Source organism: Sphingopyxis sp. LARHCG72, assembly GCF_052871675.1.
The window spans coordinates 106,814-119,112 of sequence record NZ_JBIXJU010000003.1 but is presented as its reverse complement, the minus strand read 5'-3'; the positions used below and the strand labels follow the sequence as shown (position 1 = coordinate 119,112).

The following is a 12,299-nucleotide window of genomic DNA, read 5'->3' as shown; positions in this document are numbered from 1 at the left end:
CTCAGCCGCCCGCGCCCGCGACGCGGCGGAGGTGGCCGTCGAGGCGGGTCAGCGCGAGCGCGCCGAGCAGGCCGGCGTCATCGCCAAGGCCGGGGCGCACGATGACCGTTTCGGGGTCGCCGCTGAAATAGCCGTTCGATGCGGCGCTCGCTTCGGCGCGGACGCGTTCGATCAGCCCGGGCGTCGCCATGACGCCGCCGCCGAGGATGATGCGCGCGGGCTCGAGGATCGCCTGAAAGGTGACGACGGCCTGCGCGAGATACCAGGCGATGATGCCGTGCGCGGCATGACCGGCGGGGAGTTCGGACAGTGAGGCGCCCCACCGCGCCTTGATCGACGGACCCGCCGCGAGGCCTTCGAGGCAGTCGCCGTGAAAGGGGCAGTTGCCCGCGAACGCCCGGTCATCGGGGTGGCGCGGCATACGGATATGCCCCATCTCGGGGTGGCCGACGCCGTGGATGAGCCGTCCGTCGACGACCGCACCGCCGCCGATCCCGGTGCCTACCGTCAGGTAAAGCGCCGACTTCGTTTCCGCGCCCGCACCCCACATCGCTTCGGCGAGCGCGGCGCCGTTGACGTCGGTATCGATCGCCACCGGGCAGGCGAGCGCGCGCCCGAACGGCCCGGCGATGTCCGCGCCGCTCCAGTGCGGCTTGGCCGTCCGCCGGATGTGTCCCCACGACGGCGATGCGGGATCGAGGTCGAGCGGGCCAAAGCTGGCGATGCCCACCACCGAATAATCGTCGCCCTGCGCCTGCAGCCAGCCGATCGCCGCGGCGATGGTTTCGTCCGGATGCGTCGTGTCGATCCGCGTCCGCGCGAGGATCTGGCGCGTCGCGTCGCCGACGCCGACGACGAACTTGGTACCGCCAGCCTCGATCAGCGCGATCCTGCCCGGCATGCCCGCTATTTCTTCTCGACCAGTTCGCGCGTGAGGAAGGCGTGGAGCATCGCTGCGCGCACGGCATCCTCGGCATGGTCGGCGCCGACCGAATGGCCGCCCTCCAGATATTCGTGATAATAGACGCGGTTGCCGTTCTCCATCAGCCGCGCGGCGAATTTGCGCGCGTGGCCGGGGTGGACGCGGTCGTCCTTCGTCGAAAGATAGAGGAAGATCGGCGGGTATTTCACGCCCTTGCGGATGTTGTGATAGGGCGAATATTTCGACAGGAAGGCCCAGTCGCCGGGCACATCGGGATCGCCATATTCGGCGACCCACGATGCGCCCGCGAGCATCTTGTCGTAGCGCCACATGTCCTTGATCGGCGAGCCCGAGATCACCGCGCCGTAAAGGTCGGGACGCTGCGTCATCACGGCGCCGACGAGCACGCCGCCGTTCGAGCGGCCCGAGATCGCGATCCGGCCTTTCGCGCTGACGCCGGTCTTGACGAGATCCTCGGCGACGGCATGAAGATCGTCGAAGCTGTTCTGGCGCTTCTCGCGCAGCGCCGCCTGATGCCAGGCGGGACCATATTCGCCGCCGCCGCGGATATTGGCGAGCACATAGGCATTGCCGTCCTCGACCCAGAACAGCCCGAGCGGACCGGCGCGGTACGGCTGGCCGGTGAGATAGCCCGGCGTCTGCGCCGCGCGGAAGCCGCCATAGGCGTGGATCAGCGCCGGGACCGGCGCTTCGCTGTCCGATTTCTTGCGGACGAGGAAATAGGGCACCCGCGTGCCGTCCTTCGAGGTCGCGAAACGCTTTTCGACGAGCATGTTGCTCGCGTCGAAGGTCGCGGGCAAGCTCTGCACCGCTTGCGGCGCGCCGGTTTCGCCGACGGCATAGAGCGTCGGCGGCATCAGCATCGTTTCGGCGGTGGCGAGGACGATATCGCGCTTGCCGATCGTCCCCGCGATGGTGACGGTCGCCTTGTCGGCGAGCGGCACTTCCTTCTGGCTCCAGCGGCCGGTTGCGGGATCGCGGCGCAGCGCGAACAGCTTGCCCTCGACATCGTCGAGCGCCTTGACCCAGAGGATATTGTCGGTGGCGGAAACATTTTCGATTGCCTGCGCCTTCGTCGGGGTCATCGCGGTGACGATCGGCACCTGCCGGTCGGCCGACATGTCGGCAAGCGAGAGCGAGACGAGCGAGCCGGCGGGGATGTTTGCCCAGTCCTGGTTGAGGAAGATGACAAGCTGTCCGTCGACGACGTCTCGCACGCTCGCGGTATCGGGGACGATCGACGAGATGTAGCGCGATCGGTCGATATTCGGCAGCTTGACGTCGGCGGTGTAGAAGGTCTTGCCGCGGCTGATCATCGGCCAGCGCGTGTCGCCGTCGGTGAAGGCGAAGACGTTCATGCCGACGTCCTCATGCTCGCCCTCGGCCACGATTTCGGCCGACGCGAGCGGCGTGCCGCGTTTCCAGCGCTTGACGATGCGCGGATAGCCCGACGCGGTCATGCTGCCCGCGCCATAATCGGTCGCGACGAGCAGGGTGTCGGCGTCCTCCCACGTCACGCTGCTTTTCGCCTGCGGCAGGGTGAAGCCGCCCTCCACGAAGCTTTTCGTCGTGCGGTCCCATTCGCGCACGACGTCGGCGTCGGTGCCGCCGGGGCTTAACGAAACGAGGCAAAGCTTATAGTCGGGGGCGAGGCAATCGGCGCCGTGCCAGACCCAGCTCTGCTTTTCGGCCTTGCCGAGCGCGTCGACGTCGATCAGCGTCGTCCAGACGGGCTTGCCCGCGAGATACGCGTCGAGCGGGCTCTGCCGCCACAGACCGCGCGGATTGACCGCGTCGCGCCAGAAATTGGTGATCGTGTCGCCCATGACCTCGCCGGGTTCGGCGATCTGTCGGTCGTCGTCGAGAATTTCGCGCGCGCGCTTGCGGTCGGCCTCGAACCCCGGACGGCCGGTGACCAGCCTGTCGGTCGCCGCATTTTCCTTTTTGACCCAATCCAGCGCCTTCGCGCCCTCGATATTCTCGAGCCAGAGATAGGGGTCTTTGGCGTCCTGTGCCGCCGCCGCGACGGCGGTGAAGGAACAGCTGAGGGCAAGCGCGGCGAGGCTGGCGCGGATCATTCGGAAAGTCTCCCCTGGGGTGTGGTGACGCTGTGCTAGCAGCATTGCACACCCAAGGGGAAGGAGGCGAAACGCCTATTGGTCGATGATCATCGTGCCGGGATGATGCTTGTCGAGATGCTTCTTGATGATCTTGAGATTGCGCGTGTTCGAGCGGAAGAAAAAGTCGAACGCGTCGCCGACGAGCGGGACCGCGCCGAGTGCGGTGTCGACGCCGAGGTTGCCGACCATGCGCCAGATCTTCCATTTCGGCATGCCGAGGTTGCGCGCTTCCCAGATCAGGTACGCGCCCATCGTCGCGGCGATCACGTCGCCGACGACGGGAACGAGGCCGACGATCGCGTCGAGGCCCACCGGGCGGTTGATGCCGGGGATGATAAAGCTGCGTTCGAGCAGGATTTCGAGCGTCTCGACGCGCTTGCGCAGCGCCGCGGGGTCGGCCCGGTTCTGGACCAACGCATCGAAAATCGCATCGGGATTGGGGGGCGAAGGGGCCATCGGGGTCCTTTCAAAAGCGCCCGAACTTGAAGCGCCACTGTATTAGTTAGGTAAGGCGATGAGATGTTTCAATGGGTGCTGCGCGCGGCCGTTGGCGCGCAGGCCCGTCAGACGCTGCGATGCGACCGACCAGCGCAGCGGCGTCGCGAGCGGGATGAAGGGGGCGTAGCGGGCGAGGACGGCTTCGGCCTCGCTCACTTGCTGCGCGCGCTGGCCGGGGTCGATGTTGTGCGTCGCCTGGTCGATCAGCTCCTGCGCGTCGCGGTTGCAGAGCGTGTCGCGACGGCACGACAGGCGGCGCAAGGCCCATAAGGCGTCGTCGTTGGGTGCGACCTCGTCGATCAGGCGGAGATCGGCGGCCGAGGCCATCGCGACCCGGCGGCTGGGTACGCCGATCGCCGCGAAATCGGCCGAAACATAAGCGAAGAGGATGCGGCCGCCCGGCGTGTCGGGAACGGCGATGCGCAGCGGCTCGATCGCGCGCCCCGCGCCGCGCCAGGCATCGACGGCGCGCTTCGCCTGCGCGACCCGCGACGCCTCGTCATACTCGGCCCATACGGGGACCAGCGGGGCGGGGCCGCCATCGCGCGCATAGAGCGCGGGGCGGAGCGTGACCTGCGGCTGCCATTCGGCGAGCCCGAAGGCCTCGACCAGCCGCTCGCGCCGGATCGCGCGGACGAGCGCTTCGCGATTGGTATCGGTCGCGAGAAAACCCTCGGCGCGGACGAAGGACAGGCCGAAGAGCCCGGGGACGGGGTCGACGACGAGCCGCGAGCGGCCGATGTTCGACGCGACGAAATAGGGCAGGGTCGAAAAGCGGCCGCCGATCACACCGTCGGCATAGCCGTTCTTGAAGCGCGCGAGCGCGCCCGCGGGCGACGTCCCGGTGAGCTCGATCGACGAGGCCGGATCGTGCGCGGCCGCCTCCGCGGCTTCGGGGTCCTCGGCGAGCGGGTCGGGGACGGGTGAGAGCAGCACGGCGCGGCCGATCTTGCGCGCGCGCATCGGACCCCAGCCCATACCCTTGTTGACGATCGCCATCGACGGCTGCGCGAGCAGTTCGAGGAGCGCGGGTTGCGGCACCGCGAGGCGGATTTCGATCACGGTATCGGTCATCGCCTTGATCGTCTCGACCTCGGGAAAATCATCCTTCAGCAGATGGCGGCTGGCGGGCGCCAGATAGGAGCGCAGGATCGCGGCGACCTCCTCGGCGGCGACCTTGCGCCCGTTCGTCCATTTGGCTTCGCGCAGGCGGAAGATATAGCTGCGCCCGTCGGTGGTCACGGTCCAGCGATCGGCAAGCCCGGTGTCGATCTGTCCCTCGCCGTCATAGCCGACGAGCCCTTGCGAGGTGGCGTCGAGCAGGGCGGCGTTGGCGGCGGAGAGTTCGCCGTCGAGCGGTGTCGCGGCGGGGTTGAGCGACCCCATAGCGGCGATTTTCACCGGGCCGCGCTCGCCGAACAAGCCGCAGCTCGACACGCTGAGCGCAAGGCCTGCCGCCGCCGCCATGACCTTGGCGGTGCGTCCATATCTGCCTTGTACCGTCATTCCGCGTCTTGCCTCCCAATTCCGTAAGCCAATCATAACCATGTGCTGCGAAACCGGAATAGGGCTATCGCAACAAAGGGGAGCGAATGCGGCATCGGGAGGAAGGGCAGGCCGACGAAAGCGTCGCGCTGCGCGTCGAGGTGGCGGGGCGGACGCTCGGCCATGTGCGGCGGCGGCTGCGCGTCGTGCCGCACGGCCTCGACGCCGTGCTGGCGGGTTCGCCCGGCGACCTGCCGCCTGCGGGGCCGGACGGGTGGCTGCTCCGCTCGCTGCCCGCCGCGCGGCTCGCCGCGGTTGCGGCGTCGATGGCGGGCTGGCTGGTAGCCGTGCGGCAGGCCTATCCGCGCCACTATATCGCGATGGAGGGGCAGGGGTTCGACGATTGGTGGCAGGGCTTTTCATCGAAGACGCGTTCGACCCTGTCGCGCAAGGCGCGGCGGCTGGCCGAGCAGTTCGAGGAAGGGTTTTCGGTGCGCTCCTATCGGACCGCCGACGAGATCGCCGAGTTCATGACGGTCGCCGGCGCACTGTCCGGGCGCACCTATCAGGCGCGGCTTATGCAGGCCGGGCTGCCCACCGGCGAGGCGGATGTGGCGGAGGCCGTGGCCGCGGCCGCGGCGGACAAGGTTCGTGCGTTCCTGCTGCTCGCGGGCGGACGGGCGATTGCCTATCTCTACCTGCCGGTCGAGCGCGGCATGCTCGTCTATGCGCATCTCGGCTATGATCCCGATTTCGCCGATCTGTCGCCGGGCACCGTCCTGCACGTCGAGGCGATGCGCGCGCTCTATGAAGAAGGCGGTTTTCGCGCGTTCGATTTCACGGAGGGCGATGGCGCGCACAAGGCGCAATTCGGCCGCGCGTCGGTGGCTTGTGTCGACGTGCTGCTGCTGCGTCCGACCGTGCGCAATCGCGCCGCGCTCGCGGTGATGCACGGGGTCGACGCGCTGGCGGCGTGGGGGAAGGGCGCGCTCGACCGGATGGGGATGCGGGCGAGGGCGAAAGCGCTCATCCGGCGCTAACGAGTCCGATCGGGAATTTGCAGGGCGACAGGGTGTCGAATTCCGACCGCGCCTATCGAAACAATGGGGCGGCGCACTTCATGAACACGCCCCATTGTCTCAATCGTACGGCGTTGTGGCCGCCTGGCTACACAGCCGCCCATGTATAGCGACCCGACATCAGACGGATGCGAGTATCATCCCGGCTCGGTTCCACCCAGCTATGTCTGGATAGCTCCAATGCCCTTCAGGACGGCGGCTGCACCGCGACATTGGAAGGTTACGGCCCCAGTCGTTACGGACGCCCCCACCGTAGTCGGCCAAGACGGTTCGGCGCCCGCCAGGCCGCTCGCGGCCGTGCAGCGATAGGCGTAGCCGTTCGGCGTGCTCGGAATCACGTAAAAGCCAGGGTAATAATCGGGGCTGTTCGGGATGAAGGTGAAGCCGGCGATGCCGCTGGTGACACAGCCGGAATACTCGTAGCCGCCCGCCACCAGCTCTTGCTCGATCCGCATTCCCTTGGTCAGCCAGCGACCCATTTGGCCGTCAGCGTCGCGCTGAAGGCGCTCGGTCGCACGCGCGCCGTTTGCAAGCGTCATCTGCGTTGTTTCCAGCGGCCCCATCCATGCGTTTGCCTCGCCAGTCCAGCGAACATAACCATCGAGCGCAACCAGATGATTGAGGTAGTTGGCGGTCGCGTAGACACGCTGAATGCCACTGACTTCTATTTTCTGATTAATCTGGTTGTTACGCAGGTGAAGAACACGCTCGTCATTATTGCCGTTGATCGTCAGGAACTTGGCGTTCACATCACCTTCGGACTGACAGCCTTCGATAACCCATGCGTCCGGGCCGGCTCCGCTGATCTCGAACATCTTGGAAGTGGCGTAAACCAGCCCTGCTGCGCAGTGCCTGACGGGCGAGAAGCCGAAGCCGGGGAATTTGAACGCAACGCCCTGAATCTGCCAAAGGCCTATACGTTCGATGAGGGAGTTGTCGGCAGCATTCATCGCATTGACGATGAAACCGTCGATGCAACTGTGCATGGTTCCTTCGCGGAAGGTCGTGGAGTCGCACTGTTCCAGCGGGGTTGCGGCATTCGCATCGCCCCACCGGACGCCGACGCCGGCGCCCATGATTGTGAATTTCTCGAACAACAGCTCCTTTGTCGAAGGGTTATTGTCGGAACCGATGCTGATCGCGGTGCGGCCATCGGACGGTTCGCCGCAATCGATGCCCAAACCCCTGAATTCGCAATCCTGCACAGATCCACAGCGGATCGCAGGATTGGACGGGTTACCCCGGTACGCGATCCACGCGCCTTCGAAGATGTTGCCGACGCCGTGTTCATAAATGTAGTGGTGGCCGCTGCCGACGAGATTGATGCCGCTCGGCATGACAATCGTGCTTTCGGTGCGGTAGCGCCCGTTGAGGCGAACAGTGGAAACGCCGCGGGCCTGCGCCTGAGCAATCGCCGTAGCAAAGGCTGGATAGTTATCAACGGCAAGCGATGGGTCGGTGATGTAATCCTCCACCCATATCTCGCGCTGGAGGCGTGAAGCCATGGTAGATGGAACCGCTGCGGCGTCGGCTTTGTAACCAACCATCGCTCCGCCAGTCGGCGAGGCGAGGATATCCTGTGATACTCCAATGGCTTCGATGGCCTGCTTCGTACGAAGCGGGGTCATCGTCTTGTCATTGACTGCGCCAGCTTCTGCTTCCGCTTGCGTGGCGATAGGTAGGCAGCTCATATGCTCTCCTTGTAAATCGGTCGCACGGACCGGGAACAAGAAGGGAACATCTGAAATCCTACATCGCAACCTACATCGCGTCCTATTTCGTGCAGTGTCGTATTACTCCGGCGATCGGTGGTGCGTGTCTTGCTAGCGGCTGAAACGGTGCTGCCACGTTTGCGGCATGCAGCCGCCAAGCTGGTGCGGACGGCGGGACTTGAACCCGCATGACACTAGGCCGGCAGATTTTAAGTCTGCTGCGTCTACCGATTTCGCCACGTCCGCACGCGCGGTGCCGGTCAAGCCGATGGGCCGATGGAGGTCAAGCGATGTTTGCCGCTTCACGCGGTCGGGCGGCTCCGCTAGACCCGGCGGCATGACTCCAGTCCTCGAGATTTCCGGCCTCGGAAAAACTTACAAGAGCGGTCACAAGGCGTTGAGCGACGTCGACCTCACCATCAACAAGGGCGAAATTTTCGCGCTGCTAGGGCCGAACGGTGCGGGCAAGACGACGCTGATCAGCATCGTCTGCGGGATCGTGACGTCGAGTGTCGGGACGGTGACGGTTGCCGGACACGACCATGCCCGCGACTATCGCGCGGCGCGCTCGCTGATCGGGCTGGTGCCGCAGGAACTGCACACCGACGCGTTCGAGACGGTGCTGGCGACGGTCAGCTTCTCGCGCGGGCTGTTCGGCAAGCCGCGCAATCCCGCCTTTATCGAACAATTGCTGCGCGACCTGTCGCTGTGGGACAAGCGCGATTCAAAGATCATGGAATTGTCGGGCGGCATGAAGCGCCGCGTGATGATCGCCAAGGCGCTCAGCCACGAACCCGAAATCCTGTTCCTCGACGAGCCGACCGCGGGCGTCGACGTCGAGCTGCGCCGCGACATGTGGCAGATGGTGCACGGGCTTCGCGAGCGCGGCGTGACGATCATCCTGACCACCCACTATATCGAGGAGGCCGAGGAAATGGCCGACCGCGTCGGGGTGATCAGCAAGGGCCAGCTCATCCTGGTCGAAGAGAAAAATGCGCTGATCAAGAAGCTGGGGCGCAAGACACTGACGCTCAATCTCGCCGAACCATTGCAGGCGGTGCCCGCCGAACTCGGCGACTGGAAGCTCGAACTGGCGGGTGACGGACACGAGCTCGTCTATGAATTCGACAGCCAGGCCGAGGCGACGGGGGTGCCGTCGCTGCTGCGGCGGATGAGCGACATCGGCGTCGGTTTCAAGGACCTGCACACGAAGCAAAGCTCGCTCGAGGATATTTTCGTCGGGCTGGTGCATGAAAAGAAGGAAGAGGCCGCATGACCGCGAACTGGCGCGGTGTGCGCGCAATCTACGCCTTTGAACTGGCGCGCTTCGGGCGCACCTTCTGGACCAGCCTGATGCTGCCCGTGATCACGACGGCGCTCTATTTCGTCGTCTTCGGATCGGCGATCGGCAGCCGGATGACCGAGGTGAGCAACGTGCCTTATGGCGCCTTCATCGTGCCGGGACTGATGATGTTGACGATGTTCACCGAGAGTATCAGCAACGCGTCGTTCGGCATCTATATGCCCAAATGGACGGGGACGATTTACGAGATGCTGTCGGCGCCGCTGTCGCCGCTCGAAACGGTGATCGCCTATGTCGGCGCGGCGGCGACCAAATCGGTCATCATCGGGACGATCATCTTTGCGACCGCACACCTGTTCGTCGACGTGCAGGTCGCGCATCCGCTCTTGATGGTCGCGTTCATGATCCTGATGGCGGTGACATTCTGCCTGTTCGGCTTCATTATCGGTATCTGGGCGCAGAGCTTCGAGCAGTTGCAGGTGATCCCGCTGCTCGTCGTCTATCCGCTGACTTTCCTCGGCGGCGCCTTCTACTCGCTCGACATGCTGCCCGCCGCGTGGCGGACGGTCACGCTGTTCAACCCCGTCGTCTATCTGATCAGCGGGTTCCGCTGGACCTTCTTCGGCAAGGGCGATGTCGGCATCGAGGTCAGCATGGGCGCGGTCGCGTTTTTCCTCGCGCTCTGCCTCGGCGTGATTTTCTGGATGTTCCGGACCGGATACCGGCTCAAGAACTGAGGCCGGTATCGCGGGCCGTGACGGCCAAGGTGCGCGGTGTCAGTCGTTCAGACGCTCGCGCATTTCCTTGCCCGGTTTGAAATAGGGCACGCTTTTGGCCTTCACGTCGACCGCCGCGCCCGTTCGCGGGTTGCGGCCGGTGCGCGAGTCGCGCGATCGGGTCGAGAAGGCCCCGAAGCCCCGAAGTTCGACGCGTCCGCCCGAGGCGAGCTGGTCGACAATCGAATTGAAGAAAGTGTCGACGATACGCTCGACTTCCTCGAGCCGCAAATCGCTGTTTTCGCTCGCGATCTTCTGAACCAGTTCTGACCGGATCATGTGCTTCCCCTATGGTATATATTCACGCCATTCCCGCCGAGGCGGGCATCCGGTCGTTGCCGGCCCTTTTGCGCGAGACCCCTCCCAACGCACGGGGAAGGTATCACGAATCACTGTCCGGTCAAAATATATCACCGAAAGAAAAAGGCCCGCAGAGGGACACTCTGCGGGCCTTTTCATTTGCCTTGCGGCGGAAGGATGAAATTATCAGTCCTTCTTGCCGGCCTTCAGCGCTTCGCCGAGGATGTCGCCGAGCGAGGCGCCCGAGTCCGACGAACCATATTGCGCGACAGCCTGCTTCTCTTCGGCGATCTGCATCGCCTTGACCGAGAAGTTCGGCTTTTTCGAGCGGTCGAAGCCGATGACCATCGCATCGAACTTCTGGCCGACCTGGTAACGTTCGGCGCGCTGTTCGTCGCGGTCGCGGCCAAGGTCGGCGCGCTTGATGAAGCCGGTGGCGCCATCGTCGCCAGCCTGAACTTCGAGGCCGTTGTCGCGGACTTCGAGGACCGAGACGGTGACGACGTCGTTCTTCTTCAGCGAACCGGCAGCAGCGGCGCCGCCGCCAACGGCCGGAGCACCCTTTTCAAGCTGCTTGATGCCGAGGCTGATGCGTTCCTTCTCGACGTCGACGTCGAGAACGACGACCTGCACGGCCTCGCCCTTGCGGTGGAGGTGCAGCGCTTCTTCGCCCGAGATGCCCCATGCGATGTCCGACATGTGAACCATGCCGTCGACGTCGCCCGGCAGGCCGACGAACAGACCGAATTCGGTCGCATTCTTGACTTCGCCTTCGACGACCGAGCCCACCGGGTGGGTTTCGGCGAACGCGCCCCAGGGGTTCGACTGGGCCTGCTTGAGGCCGAGGCTGATGCGGCGCTTGTCGCTGTCGACTTCGAGGACGATGACGTCGACCTCCTGGCTCGTCGAAACGATCTTGCCGGGGTGGACGTTCTTCTTGACCCACGACATTTCGCTGACGTGGACCAGGCCTTCGATGCCGGGTTCGAGTTCGACGAACGCACCGTAGTCGGTGATGTTCGTGACGGTACCCGACAGCTTCGCGCCGACGGGGTACTTGGCGGCGACGCCTTCCCACGGATCGCTTTCGAGCTGCTTCATGCCGAGGCTGATGCGCTGCGTGTCGCGGTTGATGCGGATGATCTGCACGCGGACATTGTCACCGATGTTGATGACTTCGCTCGGGTGGTTGACGCGCTTGTAGCTCATGTCGGTGACATGGAGCAGGCCGTCGATGCCGCCGAGGTCGACGAACGCACCATAATCGGTGATGTTCTTGACGGCGCCTTCGATGATCTGACCTTCTTCCAGGTTCTGGATCAGGCCCGAGCGCTGTTCGGCGCGCGTTTCTTCGAGGATGGCACGGCGCGACACGACGATGTTGCCGCGGCGGCGATCCATCTTGAGGATCTGGAAGGGCTGCGGCAGGTCCATGAGCGGACCGACGTCGCGCACGGGGCGGATGTCGACCTGCGAACCGGGAAGGAACGCCACGGCGCCGCCGAGGTCGACGGTGAAGCCGCCCTTGACGCGGCCGAAGATGACGCCTTCGACGCGGGCTTCTTTGTTGAATTCTTCTTCGAGACGGTCCCAGGCGGCTTCGCGGCGAGCACGGTCGCGCGACAGCATGGTTTCGCCATTGGCGTTTTCGACGCGGTCGACATAGACTTCGACTTCGTCACCGACATTGATGTCGGCCTTCTGGCCCGGCATGGCGAATTCGCGAAGCGGCACGCGGCCTTCGCTCTTCAAACCAATGTCGATCACTGCCAGGTCGTTTTCGATCGCGGTCACGGTGCCCTTGACGACGCGGCCTTCAAAGCCGCCATCAGCACCACCCAGCGATTCGTCAAGCATCGCGGCGAAATCGTCGCGCGACGGAAAAGCCGTAGAGGCCATAGAGAGTTTCCTTACTTCATTTGTTCCGGCCAAGCGGTTGGTTCCGCTGGTCTTGTGGCCGATCCGTCCTGCCCGCCGGATGCGGAGCAAGACATCCTCCGGACGCTTCACGGGGCAAGGCATGGGCAAAGCAAAATGGGCGCGGCGGGTGTGTCCCGTCACGCCCGACGCCCGGTTTTGGGCG

Annotated in this window: 10 protein-coding genes and 1 tRNA gene; 3 read left to right on the top strand and 8 right to left on the bottom strand. The window is 64.8% G+C overall.

Annotated features, from left to right (window positions below; translation table 11 throughout):
- Position 1 precedes the first annotated feature (1 nt).
- The 4 genes from ACIPPQ_RS08240 to ACIPPQ_RS08225 form a co-directional block, all read right to left on the bottom strand.
- Complete coding sequence (locus tag ACIPPQ_RS08240; RefSeq protein WP_446543639.1) at positions 2-901, bottom strand: ROK family protein; 900 nt, start codon at positions 899-901, stop codon at positions 2-4.
- Between the two features lie 5 nt (positions 902-906).
- Positions 907-3,021, bottom strand: coding sequence for a prolyl oligopeptidase family serine peptidase (locus ACIPPQ_RS08235; protein WP_446543638.1), 2,115 nt, complete (start codon positions 3,019-3,021; stop codon positions 907-909).
- Positions 3,022-3,096: 75 nt separating this feature from the next.
- On the bottom strand, positions 3,097-3,519 hold the full coding sequence (locus ACIPPQ_RS08230; protein ID WP_446543637.1) for a DUF4112 domain-containing protein: 423 nt from the start codon (positions 3,517-3,519) through the stop codon (positions 3,097-3,099).
- A gap of 42 nt (positions 3,520-3,561) precedes the next feature.
- A complete protein-coding gene (locus ACIPPQ_RS08225) occupies positions 3,562-5,067 on the bottom strand; it encodes an ABC transporter substrate-binding protein (protein WP_446543636.1) in 1,506 nt (501 codons plus the stop codon).
- A gap of 86 nt (positions 5,068-5,153) precedes the next feature.
- Between ACIPPQ_RS08225 and ACIPPQ_RS08220 the strand changes: the two genes are divergently transcribed.
- Positions 5,154-6,086, top strand: coding sequence for a GNAT family N-acetyltransferase (locus tag ACIPPQ_RS08220; RefSeq protein ID WP_446543635.1), 933 nt, complete (start codon positions 5,154-5,156; stop codon positions 6,084-6,086).
- A gap of 200 nt (positions 6,087-6,286) precedes the next feature.
- Here the strand turns inward: ACIPPQ_RS08220 and ACIPPQ_RS08215 are convergent, their stop codons facing one another.
- Both ACIPPQ_RS08215 and ACIPPQ_RS08210 read right to left on the bottom strand, forming a co-directional pair.
- Entirely contained in the window at positions 6,287-7,816 is a 1,530-nt protein-coding gene (locus tag ACIPPQ_RS08215; protein WP_446543634.1) for a hypothetical protein, read from the bottom strand.
- Between the two features lie 181 nt (positions 7,817-7,997).
- Positions 7,998-8,083: transfer RNA gene (locus ACIPPQ_RS08210), tRNA-Leu, on the bottom strand.
- A gap of 91 nt (positions 8,084-8,174) precedes the next feature.
- Here ACIPPQ_RS08210 and ACIPPQ_RS08205 point away from each other — a divergent pair.
- Entirely contained in the window at positions 8,175-9,113 is a 939-nt protein-coding gene (locus ACIPPQ_RS08205; RefSeq protein ID WP_446543633.1) for an ABC transporter ATP-binding protein, read from the top strand.
- The gene (locus ACIPPQ_RS08200) at positions 9,110-9,877 is read left to right on the top strand and encodes an ABC transporter permease (RefSeq protein WP_446543632.1); all 768 of its coding nucleotides are present in this window, start codon (positions 9,110-9,112) and stop codon (positions 9,875-9,877) included. Before ACIPPQ_RS08205 ends, ACIPPQ_RS08200 begins: the two co-directional genes overlap by 4 nt.
- Positions 9,878-9,916: 39 nt before the next feature.
- Here ACIPPQ_RS08200 and ACIPPQ_RS08195 read toward each other — a convergent pair whose 3' ends face one another.
- Complete coding sequence (locus ACIPPQ_RS08195; RefSeq protein ID WP_446543631.1) at positions 9,917-10,195, bottom strand: integration host factor subunit beta; 279 nt, start codon at positions 10,193-10,195, stop codon at positions 9,917-9,919.
- 207 nt (positions 10,196-10,402) lie between these two features.
- Complete coding sequence (gene rpsA, locus ACIPPQ_RS08190; protein WP_327450659.1) at positions 10,403-12,115, bottom strand: 30S ribosomal protein S1; 1,713 nt, start codon at positions 12,113-12,115, stop codon at positions 10,403-10,405.
- Between the last annotated feature and the right edge of the window lie 184 nt (positions 12,116-12,299).

Coding starts and splice junctions, on each gene's coding strand:
- ACIPPQ_RS08215 (WP_446543634.1), bottom strand. CDS start 7,816: ATGAGCTGCCTACCTATCGCCACGCAAGCGGAAGCAGAAGCTGGCGCA.
- ACIPPQ_RS08200 (WP_446543632.1), top strand. CDS start 9,110: ATGACCGCGAACTGGCGCGGTGTGCGCGCAATCTACGCCTTTGAACTG.
- ACIPPQ_RS08230 (WP_446543637.1), bottom strand. CDS start 3,519: ATGGCCCCTTCGCCCCCCAATCCCGATGCGATTTTCGATGCGTTGGTC.
- ACIPPQ_RS08235 (WP_446543638.1), bottom strand. CDS start 3,021: ATGATCCGCGCCAGCCTCGCCGCGCTTGCCCTCAGCTGTTCCTTCACC.
- ACIPPQ_RS08220 (WP_446543635.1), top strand. CDS start 5,154: ATGCGGCATCGGGAGGAAGGGCAGGCCGACGAAAGCGTCGCGCTGCGC.
- ACIPPQ_RS08205 (WP_446543633.1), top strand. CDS start 8,175: ATGACTCCAGTCCTCGAGATTTCCGGCCTCGGAAAAACTTACAAGAGC.
- ACIPPQ_RS08195 (WP_446543631.1), bottom strand. CDS start 10,195: ATGATCCGGTCAGAACTGGTTCAGAAGATCGCGAGCGAAAACAGCGAT.
- ACIPPQ_RS08240 (WP_446543639.1), bottom strand. CDS start 901: ATGCCGGGCAGGATCGCGCTGATCGAGGCTGGCGGTACCAAGTTCGTC.
- ACIPPQ_RS08225 (WP_446543636.1), bottom strand. CDS start 5,067: ATGACGGTACAAGGCAGATATGGACGCACCGCCAAGGTCATGGCGGCG.
- rpsA (WP_327450659.1), bottom strand. CDS start 12,115: ATGGCCTCTACGGCTTTTCCGTCGCGCGACGATTTCGCCGCGATGCTT.